Origin of the sequence: Actinomadura sp. 7K534 (assembly GCF_004348575.1) — a bacterium.
Lineage (GTDB): Bacteria > Actinomycetota > Actinomycetes > Streptosporangiales > Streptosporangiaceae > Spirillospora > Spirillospora livida.
This window is the reverse complement of record NZ_SMKB01000038.1, coordinates 1-14,492: the sequence shown is the minus strand read 5'-3', so window position 1 is coordinate 14,492 and position 14,492 is coordinate 1. Positions and strand designations below refer to the sequence as shown.

The following is a 14,492-nucleotide window of genomic DNA, read 5'->3' as shown; positions in this document are numbered from 1 at the left end:
GGAGCCGGGGCGGCCGGGACCGCGCGCTAGGTCCCGAGCCGCTCCTGCTCCTCCGCGACGATCTGCCTGGCGAGGGCCTGCTCGGAGATGTCGACCGCGTCGGGCGTCCGCTCCGCGAGGTCGCTGCGCCGCGCGTACTCGTCGAACAGCATGGTCTTGACCTGAAGGATCTCCAGCATCCGCTCGTCCACGCCGCCGGGCGTCAGCAGCCGGTGCACCTGGACGGTCCGCACCTGGCCCATCCGGTGCGCGCGGGCGACGGCCTGCGCCTCCATGGTCGGCTTCACCTGCGGCTCGCAGATGATCACCACGGACGCGGCCTGCAGGTTGAGCCCGACCCCGCCCGCCTGGATCTGCGCCAGCAGGACGGCGTGCCCGGGCTCCTCGGTGAACGCGTCCACCATCTCCTGGCGCAGGGCAGGCGGCGTCCCGCCCGAGATTGGCCCCCGGGCCCGCGGGCCGAGCGCGTCGTGCACGGCGGCCAGCACGTCCCGGAAGTAGGAGAACACCACCACCTTCAGGTCGTTGGCGTCGGCCTCCTCCACCAGCTCCAGCAGGCGGCCGAGCTTGGCGGACTTCCTCGGGACGGCGTACGCGGCGCGGCGCATCGCCATGAAGTTGCCGTCCGCCACGGCCCGCCGGTAGGCCGCCGCGTCCGCCCGGCTGAACTCCTCCAGCTCGTCCACGTGCACGACCTCGGGCAGCTCGACGAGCACGTCCCGCTGGTTGCGCCGCAGGTAGACCGGCGCGACCGCCGACCGGAACGCCCGCGCGCCCATGGCCGCGTCGCTCGGCCGCACCTGCCCGGCCAGCTCGGGCCGCAGGTGCGCGACGAGGCTCCGGAACTCCTCGACCCGGTTCTCCATCGGCGTCCCCGTGAGGAACAGCACGTTCTCGGTCCGCCGGCACCAGTGGGCCACGGCCTGCGCGCGCCGGGTCTCGTGGTTCTTCGCGTAGTGGGCCTCGTCCACGACGAACATGCCGAGCCCGACCTCGTCCGGGACGTTCAGCGAATGCAGCGTGGCCAGCGTCGTCACGGCGATGCCGCCGTCCCCGGCCCACTTCCGCAGCGCCGCCGCGCGCCCGGACCCGTGCAGCGGGTGCGCGGCGATCGTGCTGCGCGACTCGATCTCCCGGACCCAGTTGATCAGCACGCTCGCCGGGCACGCGACGAGGAAGTGCGTCGCCCCCCGCTCCCGCAGGTGCGCGATGGCGGCGATCGCCTGGATGGTCTTCCCGAGGCCCATCTCGTCGCCCAGGATCACCCGCCGCTGGACGAGCGCGAACCGCGCCCCGAACGACTGGTAGCCGCGCAGGGAGACGCGCCGGTACGTGTCGTCGAGCGGCTGCGCCTTGACCCGCGCCGCCAGATCACCGGGCAGGAACCCCTGGGCGGCGTCCCGCTCCGGGTCCAGCGCCGCCAGGTCCGCGAGCAGGGTCTGGTAGTCGGACGCGCGCAGCTCGAAGTCGATCCACGCCTCGTCCGCCGAGACATGCGGCCGCAGCAGGTCCACCGACGCCTGCGAGATGAGCAGCCGGGAGCCCCGGGCCTCCTCGGCCGTCAGTGCCTCGGCCAGCTCGCCGACCGCCTGCCGCGCCCGCTCCCGGCGCGCCGGCAGCGTGAAGATCCGCCGCCACCACGAACCCGCCGGCCGCGCGTCGTGCACCAGGGGGGCGAACCGCTCGTCCACATCCTCGGCGGCGGCCCGGGCGCGCGGCAGCTCCGGCCCCGCGTTGACCAGCCGGTGCAGCGCCACGACCACGGGCGTCATCGCCTCGTCCCGCCGGTCGACGTCGATCCGGATGCTCGCCGACCGCTCCGCCGCCTCCGCCAGGCTCGCCGCCGCCGCGTGCAGCTGCTGCGCGGTCTGCGGCCCGATGCCCGGCAGCAGCTGCAGCCGGTACGGCGGCGCGTCCAGCACGTCGGCGACGCTCGTGAACCCGGCCTCCTCCAGCGGGCCGAGCCGCAGCCGGCCGTCCGTGACGTCCTTCAACCGGGCCGGCGGTATCGACCCGAGCTGCTCCCGCGCCGCCGCGGCCCGCATCGGCGCCAGCGCCGCGTGCACGTCCGCCACGGCCCGCCGGTGGTCGGCGATCAGGTCGCGCGCGGCGTCCAGCAGCGCGTACCCGCCCCGCAGCACGCCCTTGGCGTCGTCCGTCATCCCGCCCCCTCGCCCGCGCTGATCCGCTCGTCCACGGTGCCAGGAGTCAGCAGCCTGTGCACCCGCACGGTCCCGGGACGCCCCGCTCCGTGCACGCGGCCCATCGCCCGCGCCTCCAGGCCCGGGTCCGCCTGCGGCTCACAGAAGATCACCACGGACGCGCCGCGCAGGTTCAGTGTCACCTGCACCTCTGACAGCAGGACGGCGTGCCCGCGCGCGGCGGTGAACTCCGCCACGGCGTCCTCTCGGCGCGTCGCCGGGGTCCGGCGGGTCACGGGCCCGAGCGTCCCCGCGCCGAGCGCGTCATGGACGGTGGCCAGCACGTCGGCGAAGCAGGAGAAGACGACCACCTTCGCGCCGTTGGCCGCGGCCTCCCCGACCAGCTCCCGCAGCCGCTTGAGCTTGGCCGAGCTTTTCGGGGCGGCGTACGCGGCGCGGCGCATCGCCATGACGTCGCCCTCCGCGTCCTCGTACACCGCCTGGCCCGTCCGGCTGAACGGCACCAGCTCGTCCACATGCACGACATCGGGCAGCTCCGCGAGCACGTCCCGCTGGTCGCGCCGCAGATACACGTGCGCGGCCGCCGCCCGGAAGGCCCGCGACCCCAACGCCGCGTGCTCCAGGCGGACTTGGTGCGCCGCCTCATCGGGCAGGTGGCCGAGGAGACCGCGGAAGTCCCCGACCCTTTCGTCCATTGGGATCCCGGTGAGCAGCATGACGTGCTCCGTCTCGCGGCAGAGGCGGGTGACGGTGGTCGCGCGCAGCGTGTCGCGGTTCGTGGTCTGGTGCGCCTCGTCCACCACGAGCATCCCCAAGCCGGGCGGGACGTTCAGGTAGGGCAGCGCGTCGAAGGGGGCGACGGCGATGCCGCCTCGGGACAGCCAGTACCCCGGATGGTGGGCGAGTACCGGGTGCACGGTGATCGAGCAGTACGCCTCGATGTCGCGGACCCAGCGGTGCAGCTTGTTCGGCGGGCATGCCACCAGGAAGCTCGAGATCTCCTCGGTCCGCCGGTGCGCGATGGCGGCGACCGCCTGGAGGGTCTTCCCGAGCCCCGGCTCGTCGCCCAGGATCACCCGCCGCCGGAGGAGCGCGAACCGTGCGCCGAACGCCTGGTAGCCGCGGAGCGGGACCCGCAGCAAGGTCTCGTCGAGGGACTGCGCCCGGACCCGGACCGCCAGCCGGCCCGGCAGGAAACCCTCGGCGGGGTCCCCTTCCGGCTCCTCCGCCCACTCTCGCAGCACGGCCTGGTATTCGACCGGACGCCGCTCGTAGTCGCGCCACGCCTCCTCCGCCGGGACGCGGGGGGCGAGGAGATCCGGCGACCTCAGCAGCGCCGTCTCCGGATCCTCCAGCAGCTCCTTCAGCCAGGCGACCGCCTCCCAGCCCGCCTCCCGCTCCGACCGTGTCCGGAGCAGCCGTCGCCGCCAGGTCACGCACCGGGCGCGGGTCCGCAGCCCGTGGACGTCCCGGCGCACGATCTCGGCGACCGCACTGGCGCGCAGGAGGTCCGGGGCGGCGTTCACCAGCCGGTACAGCGCGACCACCAGCGGGGTCGCCGCCTCGTCCCGCGGGACGATCTCGATCCGCAGGCCCGCCGTCCATTCGGCCGCGGTCGCCAGCCGCTGCGCGGCCCCGTGCAGCCGCCCCGCCGTGACCGGCCCCACACCCCGCAGCAGCCGGAGCCCCTCCGGCGCCGATTCGAGGATCTCCGCGACGCTGACGAGCTCCGCGCCCCGCACCGCGCCGAACCGGACCGGCCCGCCGGCGGTGTCCTTCAGCCGCGTGACCGGAACGGACCTGAGCCGTTCGAGCGCCGCCTCCGTCCGCAGCGGTCGGGTCGCCGCCACCACGTCGTGACGCGCCCGCCAATAGTCGCCGAGCAGTCTCGTCGCGGCGAGTTCCAGCGTGCCGGCGTCCCGCAGAACGCGGCCGACATGCTCCCTCATCCACGCGCCTCCGCGGACATGATGCCAGCCACAACGCCTCAATTCGGACGAATTGGGCTAGACGCTCCGGCCGGCCGGGTGCCCGCGCGGAAGGTGCGGCGGTAGGTGTCCGGAGGTACGCCGACCGTGCGGCGGAAATGCCGGCGCAGCGTCGCGGCGGTGCCCATGCCGGTGGCCGCCGCGATGGCGTCGATGCCGTCGTCGGTGCTCTCCAGCAGTTCCTGGGCGTGCCGGATCCGCTGGACCAGCAGCCACTGCAACGGGGTGGTGCCGGTCGCGGACTTGAACTGCCGGCCAAGGTGGCGGGGGCTCAGCCGCGCGCGGCGGGCCAGGTCTTCCACGGTCAGCGGCTGGTCCAGGCGCTCGACCGCCCAGCCGAGGAGCTCCGCCAGCGGGTGGCCGTCCCGGGCGGGCACCGGGTTCGCGACGAACTGCGCCTGGCCGCCGTCGCGGTGCGGTGGCACGACCAGGCGGCGGGCCAGCGCGTTGGCGGCCGAGGACCCGTGGTCGAGGCGGACGAGGTGCAGGCACAGGTCCATCGCGGCGGCCTTGCCGGCGGAGGTGAGCACGCTCCCGCCGTCCACGTAGAGCACGTCCGGGTCGACCTCGACCCGTGGGTAGCGCGCGGCCAGGGCCTCGGTGTGCGCCCAGTGCGTCGTCGCGCGCCTCCCGTCGAGCAGGCCGGCGGCGGCGAGCACGAACGCGCCCGTGCAGAGGGAGGCCACGCGCGCCCCGGCCTCGTGCGCCGCGCGCACCGCGTCGACCAGGCCGGCGGGCGGCTCCGCCTCGGTGTCGGCCCAGCCCGGGACGATCACGGTGCCGGCGCGCGGGAGGTGGTCGAGCCCGTGGTCGGGCTCCATCCGGAACCGGCCGGCCCGCACCGACCCCGGCCCGCAGACGGCGAGGTCGTACCAGGGCCCGGCCGTCCCGGGCGGGGGGCCGGACCCGAAGACCTCGTACGCCAGGGACAGCTCGAACTGCAGCATCCCGTCGGTGACGGCCAGCGCGACAGTGCTCATGTCCGGAATTGTACGGATCATGGCGTTCCAGCCACTCGCCGGATGCGACGGGCGCTCGCCAGGATGGTCCCGGCAGAGGTCGTTCGAGCAGAAGGAGAACCCGTGGGATCAGGGCGGATGGTGGCGGTCTACGGCGCGTACGGGCACACCGGGCGCTTCGTGGTGGCACGGCTGCGGGAGCGCGGCTTCGTGCCGGTCCTGTCCGGGCGCGACGCCGAGAAGCTGAAGGCCCTGGCGGCCGGATCGGGGGAGGAGGTCCGTCCCGCGTCGGTCGGCGACCCGGCCTCGCTCGACGCGGCACTGGCCGGCGCGGCGGCCGTCGTCAACGCCGCCGGCCCCTTCGCGGTGACCGCCGCCCCCGTGATCGAGGCGGCCCTGCGCGCCGGCATCCCGTACGTGGACGTCGCCGCCGAGATCGAGGCCAACGCCGACACGTTCGCGCACTTCGCGGACCGGGCCCGTGCCGCCGGAGCGGTGGTCGTCCCCGCGATGGCCTTCTACGGCGGCCTCGGGGACCTGCTGGCGACCGCCGCGATGGGCGACTGGACGGCGGCCGACGAGGCGCACGTCGCCTACGGGCTGAGCGGCTGGCACCCCACCGCCGGGACGCGCGCCGCGGGCGCGGTCTCCCGGCAGCGGCGGGACGGCCGCCGCGTCCGCCACACCGGCGGCCGCCTGGAGTACCGCGACGACGACCCGCCGACGCTGGAGTGGCCCTTCCCCGACCCGATGGGCCGCCGGGCCGTCATCGGGGAGTTCACGATGGCCGACGTCGTCACCCTCCCCAGCCACCTCGACATCCCCGAAGTGCGCACCTACATGACCGTCGAGGCGGCCAGGGACCTGTCGTCCCCGGATACCCCGGAGCCGGCCCCGGCCGACGAACTGGGCCGCTCGGACCAGACGTTCGTCGTGGACGTCGTCGTGCGCCGCGGCGGCGCCGAGCGGCGCGCCACGGCGACGGGACGCGACATCTACGCGGTCACCGCGCCGCTCGTGGTGGAGGCCGTCGACCGCATCCTCACCGGGCGGACCAGGACGGCCGGCGTCGCCTCGGCCGGCGAGATCTTCGACGCGCCGGACTTCCTCCGCGCGCTGTCCCCGCACATCTCCCTGGACCCCCGCCCGTAGCGCGCACCCGGGCGGGCCGGAACGCCGAGGGGCCCGGCGGCGCACGGCCGCCGGGCCCCTCGGCCTCCGAACTCAAATGTCGTAGTACATCTCGAACTCGTGCGGGTGCGGGCGGAGGCGGATCGGGTCGATCTCGAACTCGGTCTTCATCGTGATCCAGGTCTCGATGAGGTCCTGGGTGAAGACGCCGCCCTCCAGCAGGTAGTCGTGGTCGCTCTCCAGCGCCGCGAGGACCTCCGGCAGGGAGCCGGGCACCTGCGGGATGGCGCGGGCCTCCTCGGGCGGCAGCTCGTAGAGGTCCTTGTCGATCGGCTCCGCGGGCTCGATCTTGTTCTTGATGCCGTCCAGGCCCGCCATCAGCATCGCCGAGAAGGCGAGGTAGGGGTTGCAGGACGGGTCCGGCACGCGGAACTCGACGCGCTTGGCCTTCGGGTTCGAGCCGGTGATCGGGATGCGGATGCACGCCGAGCGGTTGCGCTGGGAGTAGACCAGGTTGACCGGCGCCTCGTACCCGGGGACGAGCCGGTGGTAGCTGTTCACCGTCGGGTTGGTGAAGGCCAGCAGGGACGGCGCGTGCTTGAGCAGCCCGCCGATGTAGTAGCGGGCGTTGTCGGACAGGCCCGCGTAGCCGACCTCGTCGTAGAACAGCGGCGCGCCGTCCTTCCACAGGGACTGGTGGCAGTGCATGCCGGAGCCGTTGTCACCGAAGATCGGCTTCGGCATGAACGTGACGGTCTTGCCGGCGGCGCGCGCGACGTTCTTGACGATGTACTTGTAGAGCAGGAGCTGGTCGGCCGAGTTCAGCAGGGTGTCGAACCGGAAGTCGATCTCGGCCTGGCCCGCGGTGCCCACCTCGTGGTGCTGCATCTCGACCTGGATGCCGGCCTTGAGGAGCTGGGTGACCATCTCCGAGCGCAGGTCCGTGTAGTGGTCCATCGGCGGGACGGGGAAGTAGCCGCCCTTGTAGGGGGGCTTGGCGCCGAGGTTGCCCCCGGGCTCCTCCCGGCCGGTGTTCCACGCGCCCTCGACCGAGTCGAGGTAGTAGTAGCCGGCGTTCGCCTTGGTCTCGAACCGGACGTCGTCGAAAATGTAGAACTCGGCCTCGGGGCCGAAGTAGCACGTGTCGGCGATGCCGGTGCCGCGCAGGTAGTCCTGCGCCTTCTTCGCCACGTTGCGCGGGTCGCGGCTGTACGGCTCGCCCGTCAGCGGGTCGTGCACGAAGAAGTTCAGGTTCAGGGTCTTGTGCTGGCGGAACGGGTCGATGACGGCGGTCGACGGGTCCGGGAGCAGGAGCATGTCCGACTCGTGGATCTCCTGGAAACCGCGGACCGACGAGCCGTCGAACATCAGCCCCTCGGTGAAGACGCTCTCGCCGAAGCTCTCGACGGGGAACGTGAAGTGCTGCATCTTGCCCGGCAGGTCCACGAACCGGCAGTCGACGAATCGCACACCTTCGTTCCTGATGTAGCTCAGGACCTCTTCGGCGCTGCTGAACATCCAGCCTCCTTGGGGCGCTTCTTGGCTTCCCGCAGGCTATGGCGATGCCGTTTCCCGGCCGTGTCTCATATGTTTCCGCTGTGTTACGGGTTGTGCGCCCGCTGCGGAAGCCCGGATCCGGGCCCCGGAGGAGACCGGATAGCGTAGGGGCATGAGCAGTGGCAAGGCGAAGGCCGGCGGGCCGCGGTGGACGCAGACGTGGCTGACCGGGGCGCGCTCGGCCGGCGCCGACCTCGGTGACCCGGGCGAGCGGCTCGGCCTCCCGGCCAGTGGCAGCGGCGCCGTCGCGTCCTACGGCCGGCGGCTCGTCGGGCTCTTCGTCGACTGGGGGCTGTCCCTGCTGGTCGCGAGCCTGCTGGCGCGCTCGCTCGGCTGGGACCCGTCGCAGCGCAGCATGTGGACGCTGGTCGTCTTCGCGATCCAGGCATGGCTGCTGACCGCCCTGCTCGGCACGACGATCGGCAAGCGGCTGTGCGGCATCCACGTCGCCCGGCTGGACGGGAAGCCCGTCGGCCTCGGCTGGTCGCTGGTCCGGACGCTGCTGCTCGTGCTGGTCGTCCCCGCGCTCATCTGGGACCGGGACTACCGCGGCCTCCACGACCGCGCCGCCAACACGGTCGTCGTCAACATCTGACCGCGCTCACTACAGGAACTCAAGAGATGCCCGTTGGGCATCTCTCCGAAGAGACCCCGGCATGCGATCAACTCAGCGCATCTTGGGCTTGGGGCCCTTGGGCATCTTGACGCCCTTCGGGATCGGGCCCTTCGGCATCTGCATCGACCGGGGGAGCGCCTGCAGCCGGTCGTTCAGCTCGGCGACCTGCGGCTTCTTGAGGTTGCGGGGCAGCTTCATCAGGTGGCGCTGCAGCTTGTCCACCGGGATCTGGCCCTCGTCGGTCCCGACCTGCACGTCGTAGATCGGCACCTGCTGCGCGGCGCGGGACAGGCGCTTCTTCTCGGCGCCGAGCAGCGGGCCGACGCGGCTGCGCGGGCCCTCCGACACCAGCACCACGCCGGGGCGGCCCACCGCGCGGTGCACCATGTCGAGGTTGCGGTTGCCGCTGACGGCCTCGGTGACCGTCCAGTCGCCGCGCATGTTCTTCAGGATCGCGACGGCGGCGCCCGGCTGCCCGGCGATCGCCTTGTACTGCGCGCGCTGCGCCAGCTGGCCGAACACGATCATGCCGACCGCCAGCGCGGTCAGCACCCCCATCGGGATGAAGAACCAGAGCTGGCCGAAGACCAGGCCGATGAGGATGACGACGACCAGGGCGCCGATCGCCGAGGCGAACACGATCGGCAGGGCCTTCGGGTCGGCCTGCCGGAGCAGCTGGGCGACCATGCGGATCTGCTTGAGGCGGCCCGGACGCTCCTGGGCCCCGTCCGTGGGCTTCTTCGACATAAATCCAAGGATAGTCGTGTCGCGGCGTTCGCGCGCTCAGCCCTCCCGCGCCTCGATCGCCTGCTTGTACAGGCGGCCGGCGCGGTAGCTGGACCGGACGAGCGGCCCCGACATGACGCCCGCGAAGCCGATCTCCTCGGCCTCGGCGGCCAGCTCCACGAACTCCTCGGGCTTCACCCACCGCTCGACCGGGTGGTGGCGGGGGCTCGGCCGCAGGTACTGGGTGATCGTGACGAGTTCGCAGCCGGCCGCGTGCAGGTCGCGCAGGGCCTGCGAGACCTCCTCGCGGGTCTCGCCCATGCCGAGGATCAGGTTGGACTTGGTGACCAGGCCGTCCGCGCGCGCCATCGTGAGGACGTCGAGGGAGCGCTCGTAGCGGAAACCGGGCCGGATCCGCTTGAAGATCCGCGGGACGGTCTCAACGTTGTGCGCGAGCACCTCCGGCCGGGAGGAGAACACCTCGGCGAGCTGCTCGGGCACCGCGTTGAAGTCGGGGATCAGCAGCTCGACGCCGCAGCCGGGGATCGCCGCGTGGATCTGCCGGACGGTCTCCGCGTACAGCCAGGCCCCGCCGTCGTCGAGGTCGTCGCGGGCGACGCCGGTGACGGTGGCGTACTTCAGTCCCATCGTGGCGACGGACTCGGCGACGCGGCGCGGCTCGTCCCGGTCGAGTTCCGCCGGCTTCCCCGTGTCGATCTGGCAGAAGTCGCAGCGCCGGGTGCACTGGTCGCCGCCGATCAGGAACGTGGCCTCCCGGTCCTCCCAGCATTCGTAGATGTTGGGGCAGCCGGCCTCCTGGCACACGGTGTGCAGGCCCTCGGACTTCACCAGGCCGCTGAGCTCGCGGTACTGCGGGCCCATCTTCAGCCGGGTCTTGATCCACTCGGGCTTGCGCTCGATCGGGGTCTGGCTGTTGCGCGCCTCGACGCGCAGGAGCTTGCGTCCCTCAGGTGTCACCGTCGTCACGGCACCCAGCGTACGTCGGGATCTCCGGTCCGGCACATCGGCCGCCGCGGGGCTCAAAGGCGTATCGGAGCGATCTCGAACGCATGACAGTACCCTCTTCACCTCGCTGATTCGCGTGTTTCCGCCATGTCCAACAGCCGATCTCTCTAGGGTGACTCCCTGTCGTCACGCAACAGCGTTAGCAGGAGGACCGCCGTGGGTCTGGCAATGTCGTACCTCAGGGTGCCGCCGGTACTGGAGGGGGAGCCCGATCCCGGCCGGATCGCCCGCCACGTCTTCGGCACCGCCGACTGGCGCCGGCGCGGCGCGGCGGAACTGTTCGATCTCGGCTGGGCGTGGCAGGCGGTGCACTACCTCGTCACCGGCGACCCGTGGGACGGGCGGCAGCCCGAGGCCGACCTGGTGTGCGGGGGCCGGCTGCTCACCGAGGACGGCGCCGACGAGCTGGGCATGGACGTCATCTACCTGGCGCCGGACCGGGTCAAGCCGGCCGCCGACCACCTGGCCGCGACGCCGTTCGCGAAGCTCGCCGAGCGGTACGACCCGGCGGCGATGGGCCGGGCGGGCGTCCAGGACGCGGGCAGGCTGGACGGCGCCGCCCGCGACAAGGTGCTCAAGCCCGCCTACGACGGGCTGGCGAAGTTCTTCGGGGCGGCCGCCGCCGAGGGGCAGGCCGTGTACAAGGTGATGTTCCCCGAGGGCTGAGCCCGGCGGGCGCTCAGGCGCCCAGTTGCGCCTTGGTGCGGTGGAGTGTGGCCACCGCGCCGAACGCGGCGGCCAGGTGCCGCTCGACCATCGGGACGACCTCGGCGACCGGCACGTCGCGGCCCAGTTCGGCGCTGAGGCTGGTGGAGCCCACGTCGCGGATCCCGCAGGGGACGATCTTGTCGAACCAGCCCAGGTCGTTGTCGCAGTTGAGCATGAACCCGTGCATCGCCACGCCCCGCGCCACCCGGATGCCGATGGAGCCGATCTTGCGGTTCGGGGTGCCGGGCACCCACAGGCCGCTGTGCCCCTCCACGGTGACGGTCTCCAGGCCGAGCTCGGCGCAGACGTCCATCATCATCCGCTCGAGCAGCCGCACGTAGCCGACCACGTCCTTCGGGTCGTCCAGCCGGACGATCGGGTAGCCGGTGAGCTGCCCCGGGCCGTGCCAGGTGATCTTGCCGCCGCGGTCCACGTCCACGACGGGGGCGCCGGGGTCGCCGAGCGGGCGGTCGAGGGCTCCGGTGCGCTTGCCCGCCGTGTAGACCGGCTCGTGCTCCATCAGCAGGACGGTGTCGGGGATCACGTCGTCGACCCGCAGCGCGTGGGTGCGCTTCTGCAGTTCCCATCCGTCCGTGTAGGGAACGGCCGCCGTGCCGAACCCGGCGTGCACCACCACCAGCTCGCGTACGTCCACATCGCTCACGGGTGCCAGCTTATGCCCTAATGGCGCGCCGCTTCAGAGTTCGGCGAGGAGGCGGGGCTGCAGCCGGTGCTCCTTCGCCGTCCCCGGCCCGTCCGGCTCGACGCGGTAGGCGCCGGCCTCGCGCCGGTAGGAGACCGCCTGCACGAATTCGGTGCCGACGTAGTGCAGCCCGACGGCCTCGTCGGCCGCGTACCCGCCCGGCAGCGACCCCTCGCCCACGAGCTGCTGCAGCAGCGGGCGCCGCTGCGGGTCGCTGTCGTAGTGCACCCCGCAGGAGAACGGCAGGAAGCCCAGGCCGTCGGTCAGCGGGCGGAGCTGCGGCCCGAAGGAGTCGGTGTTGCCGCCGACGTGCCAGCACAGCGCGCCCGCGCTCTGCCCGGACAGGACGACGCCCTCCTGCCACGCCTCGCGCATGATCTCGTCCAGGCCGTGCAGCCGCCACAGCGCCAGCAGGTTCGCCACGCTGCCGCCCGACACGTACACCAGGTCCTGGGTGAGCAGGTGCGCCCGGACGTCGGGCACGTTCGGCATCGGGAACAGGGTCAGATGGCTGACCTCGGCGTCCATCGACGAGAACGCGGCGTAGAAGCGCGCGACGTACTCGGCGCCGTCGCCGACCGCCGTGGTGAGGAAGCAGACCCTCGGCCGGTCCTGGCCGGTCAGGTCGAACGCGTAGCGCAGCAGCGGGCTGGGTGCGAGCCCCTCCCTGCCGTCCGGCACGAACGTGCCCCCGCCGATCGCGAGAATGTGCGGCTGTCCGTCGGTGCTCATTCACCCTCCTCTGACCAAGCTCTCTCAATGTCACCGTATGGCTACCGAACGGGAGCGGCCGGGACTTTGACGATTCTTGGGACTGACAGGACTCACCGGGACGGGACTCGCCGGCGCGCGCCTCACGCGCGGGCTCACAGTGCGGGGCTCGGGACCGACAGGGCGGCGGCGAGGGCGTCCGCCACGTCCTCGTGGGCGAACCGGAAGCCGGCCTTCTCCAGCCGCCGCGGCAGGACCCGCTGGCTGATCAGCGGCCCTTCCGCGGCGAACTCGCGCAGCGCGGCGCGGAGCGCGAACGCGGGGACGGCCAGCCGCGTCGGCCGGTGCAGCACGCCGCCGAGCGCCCGCGTGTACGCCTCGTTGGTCACCGGGTTCGGCGCGGTCAGGTTGACCGGCCCGGCGATCTCCCGGTCGATGAGGAACCGCAGCGCCGCGACCTGGTCGGCCAGCGAGATCCAGCTGATCCACTGCCGGCCGTCGCCGAGCCTGCCGCCCAGCCCGAGCCGGAACAGCGGCAGCGTCCGGCCCAGCATCCCGCCTTCCCGGGTCAGGATGACGCCGGTGCGCGGGTGGACGACCCGGACGCCCGCCTCCGCCGCGGGCGTGGCGGCGGCCTCCCAGTCGCGGACGAGGTCCGCCAGGAAGCCCTCGCCGGCCGGGGCGTCCTCGTCGACCTCGCGCCCGCCGGTGTCGCCGTAGTAGCCGATCGCCGAACCGCACACCAGCACGGCCGGGCGCCGCCCGGCCGCCGCGATCGCCTCCGCGATCGTGCGGGTGCCGACGACGCGGCTGTCCCTGACCTTGCGCTTGTACGCCTTCGTCCACGGCCGGTCGCCGATCCCGGCGCCCGCCAGGTGCACCACGGCGTCCGTGCCGTCCAGGGCGGCGGCCTCGACGCAGCCGTCGGCGGGGGACCACCGCGCCTCGTCGGGTGCGGACGGTTCGCGCCGTATCAGCCGGACGACCTCGTGGCCGTCCTCCCGCAGCGACTTCACCAGCGCCGAGCCGATGAGGCCCGACGAGCCCGTGACGGTGACCCTCATGGAACCCACCCTAGGTGGACCGCGCCACGGGCTGCTGAAATTCTCAGCGGCTCCCGGGTTTCCCCGGAATGGACCGCGGGCCCCCGCCGGCCTGCGGCGGGGGCCCGGGTCGCGAGCCGTCGAGGGCTCAGAGGCCGAGGTCGGCCTCGAAGTTGCCCTCCTCCAGGCGGTGCTTGATCGTGGCGAGGAAGCGGGCGGCGTCCGCGCCGTCGATCAGCCGGTGGTCGTAGGTCAGCGCCAGGTAGACCATCGAGCGCACCGCGATGACCTCGCCCAGGTCGGGGTCGTCGATCACGGCGGGGCGCTTGACGACCGCGCCGGTGCCGAGCATGCCGACCTGCGGCTGGTTGAGGATCGGGGTGTCGAACAGCGCGCCGCGGCTGCCGGTGTTGGTCAGCGTGAACGTGCCCCCCGCCAGCTCGTCCGGGCTCACCTTGCCGGCGCGGGTGCGCTCGGCGAGGTCGGCGATCCGCTGCGCGAGGCCGCCCAGGTTGAGCTGGCCCGCGTTGTGCACGACCGGGACCATGAGGCCCCGCTCCGGCACGTCCACCGCGATGCTGAGGTTCTCGACGTCGTGGTAGGTGACCTCGTTGGTCTCGCCGTTGATGACCGCGTTCAGCTTCGGGTGCGCCTTGAGCGCCTCGACGGTCGCCATGGCGAAGAACGGCAGGAACGACAGCTTGACGCCCTCGCGGGCCTGGAAGTCGGCCTTGGCCTGCTCCCGGAGCCGCGCGATCTTGGTGATGTCCACCTCGACGACCGTGGTGAGCTGCGCGGCGACCTGCAGCGACTCGACCATGCGGCGGGCGATCGTCTGCCGCATCCGCGACATCTTCTCGGTCCGGCCGCGCAGCGCGAGCTGCTCGGCGGGGGCGCCGGCGGGCGCCGGGGCCGGCCGCCGCCCCGCGGCGGGTGCCGCGGCGGGCGCCGGAGCCGGTGCGGGGGCGGCGGGCGCGGCCGGCTGCCGGGCGGCCTCCTGGGCGGCGCGGGCCGCCTCCAGGACGTCCTGCTTGCGGATGCGGCCGCCGACGCCGGTGCCCTTGACCGTGGACAGGTCGACGTTGTGCTCGGTGGCGAGCTTGCGCACCAGCGGCGTGACGTAGGGCCCGTCGCCGGACGGCGCCTCGGGGGCGGGCTGCTG

General features: G+C 73.1%; 13 protein-coding genes. 3 read left to right on the top strand and 10 right to left on the bottom strand.

The features are described from left to right. Positions 1 to 26: 26 nt before the first annotated feature. From E1266_RS10885 to E1266_RS10875, 3 genes are read right to left on the bottom strand one after another with little or no spacing between them, the layout of a single operon-like run. The gene (locus tag E1266_RS10885) at positions 27 to 2,162 is read right to left on the bottom strand and encodes an SNF2-related protein (RefSeq protein ID WP_132046198.1); all 2,136 of its coding nucleotides are present in this window, start codon (positions 2,160 to 2,162) and stop codon (positions 27 to 29) included. After that, the gene (locus E1266_RS10880; RefSeq protein WP_132046197.1) at positions 2,159 to 4,111 is read right to left on the bottom strand and encodes a DEAD/DEAH box helicase; all 1,953 of its coding nucleotides are present in this window, start codon (positions 4,109 to 4,111) and stop codon (positions 2,159 to 2,161) included. The genes E1266_RS10885 and E1266_RS10880 overlap by 4 nt, the downstream gene beginning before the upstream one ends. Before the next feature lie 38 nt (positions 4,112 to 4,149). Next, positions 4,150 to 5,130: a helix-turn-helix domain-containing protein gene (locus E1266_RS10875; RefSeq protein ID WP_132046196.1), complete on the bottom strand. Its 981-nt coding sequence runs from the start codon at positions 5,128 to 5,130 to the stop codon at positions 4,150 to 4,152. Positions 5,131 to 5,232: 102 nt separating this feature from the next. On the opposite strand from E1266_RS10875, the gene E1266_RS10870 reads away from it, so the two are divergent. Beyond that, positions 5,233 to 6,261, top strand: coding sequence for a saccharopine dehydrogenase NADP-binding domain-containing protein (locus tag E1266_RS10870; RefSeq protein ID WP_132046195.1), 1,029 nt, complete (start codon positions 5,233 to 5,235; stop codon positions 6,259 to 6,261). 72 nt (positions 6,262 to 6,333) lie between these two features. Here the strand turns inward: E1266_RS10870 and glnA are convergent, their stop codons facing one another. After that, on the bottom strand, positions 6,334 to 7,758 hold the full coding sequence (gene glnA, locus E1266_RS10865) for a type I glutamate--ammonia ligase (protein ID WP_132046194.1): 1,425 nt from the start codon (positions 7,756 to 7,758) through the stop codon (positions 6,334 to 6,336). A gap of 151 nt (positions 7,759 to 7,909) precedes the next feature. Between glnA and E1266_RS10860 the strand changes: the two genes are divergently transcribed. Beyond that, positions 7,910 to 8,392, top strand: coding sequence for an RDD family protein (locus E1266_RS10860; RefSeq protein ID WP_132046193.1), 483 nt, complete (start codon positions 7,910 to 7,912; stop codon positions 8,390 to 8,392). A 72-nt stretch (positions 8,393 to 8,464) separates the two neighbouring features. Here E1266_RS10860 and E1266_RS10855 read toward each other — a convergent pair whose 3' ends face one another. Beyond that, positions 8,465 to 9,160, bottom strand: a complete 696-nt coding sequence (locus E1266_RS10855; RefSeq protein ID WP_132046192.1) for a DUF4191 domain-containing protein — start codon at positions 9,158 to 9,160, stop codon at positions 8,465 to 8,467. A gap of 36 nt (positions 9,161 to 9,196) precedes the next feature. Then, positions 9,197 to 10,126 carry a lipoyl synthase gene (lipA, locus tag E1266_RS10850; RefSeq protein WP_132046191.1) on the bottom strand — a complete coding sequence of 310 codons (930 nt, stop codon included), beginning with the start codon at positions 10,124 to 10,126 and terminating at the stop codon, positions 9,197 to 9,199. Between the two features lie 195 nt (positions 10,127 to 10,321). Between lipA and E1266_RS10845 the strand changes: the two genes are divergently transcribed. Beyond that, positions 10,322 to 10,831 carry a YfbM family protein gene (locus E1266_RS10845; RefSeq protein ID WP_132046190.1) on the top strand — a complete coding sequence of 170 codons (510 nt, stop codon included), beginning with the start codon at positions 10,322 to 10,324 and terminating at the stop codon, positions 10,829 to 10,831. A gap of 13 nt (positions 10,832 to 10,844) precedes the next feature. Here the strand turns inward: E1266_RS10845 and lipB are convergent, their stop codons facing one another. The 4 genes from lipB to sucB form a co-directional block, all read right to left on the bottom strand. Then, positions 10,845 to 11,537, bottom strand: a complete 693-nt coding sequence (lipB, locus tag E1266_RS10840) for a lipoyl(octanoyl) transferase LipB (protein ID WP_243718356.1) — start codon at positions 11,535 to 11,537, stop codon at positions 10,845 to 10,847. Positions 11,538 to 11,570: 33 nt separating this feature from the next. Then, on the bottom strand, positions 11,571 to 12,308 hold the full coding sequence (locus tag E1266_RS10835) for a peptidase E (RefSeq protein WP_132046189.1): 738 nt from the start codon (positions 12,306 to 12,308) through the stop codon (positions 11,571 to 11,573). A gap of 134 nt (positions 12,309 to 12,442) precedes the next feature. Continuing rightward, entirely contained in the window at positions 12,443 to 13,351 is a 909-nt protein-coding gene (locus E1266_RS10830; RefSeq protein ID WP_132046188.1) for a TIGR01777 family oxidoreductase, read from the bottom strand. A 127-nt stretch (positions 13,352 to 13,478) separates the two neighbouring features. Next, the coding region (sucB, locus tag E1266_RS10825; protein WP_132046187.1) for a 2-oxoglutarate dehydrogenase, E2 component, dihydrolipoamide succinyltransferase at positions 13,479 to 14,492 on the bottom strand (1,014 nt) is incomplete at its 5' end.

What these genes read in the sequence shown, in the direction of transcription:
- E1266_RS10885 (WP_132046198.1), bottom strand. Translation starts at nt 2,162, where the DNA reads ATGACGGACGACGCCAAGGGCGTGCTGCGGGGCGGGTACGCGCTGCTG.
- E1266_RS10880 (WP_132046197.1), bottom strand. Translation starts at nt 4,111, where the DNA reads ATGAGGGAGCATGTCGGCCGCGTTCTGCGGGACGCCGGCACGCTGGAA.
- E1266_RS10875 (WP_132046196.1), bottom strand. Translation starts at nt 5,130, where the DNA reads ATGAGCACTGTCGCGCTGGCCGTCACCGACGGGATGCTGCAGTTCGAG.
- glnA (WP_132046194.1), bottom strand. Translation starts at nt 7,758, where the DNA reads ATGTTCAGCAGCGCCGAAGAGGTCCTGAGCTACATCAGGAACGAAGGT.
- E1266_RS10860 (WP_132046193.1), top strand. Translation starts at nt 7,910, where the DNA reads ATGAGCAGTGGCAAGGCGAAGGCCGGCGGGCCGCGGTGGACGCAGACG.
- E1266_RS10855 (WP_132046192.1), bottom strand. Translation starts at nt 9,160, where the DNA reads ATGTCGAAGAAGCCCACGGACGGGGCCCAGGAGCGTCCGGGCCGCCTC.
- E1266_RS10835 (WP_132046189.1), bottom strand. Translation starts at nt 12,308, where the DNA reads ATGAGCACCGACGGACAGCCGCACATTCTCGCGATCGGCGGGGGCACG.
- E1266_RS10830 (WP_132046188.1), bottom strand. Translation starts at nt 13,351, where the DNA reads ATGAGGGTCACCGTCACGGGCTCGTCGGGCCTCATCGGCTCGGCGCTG.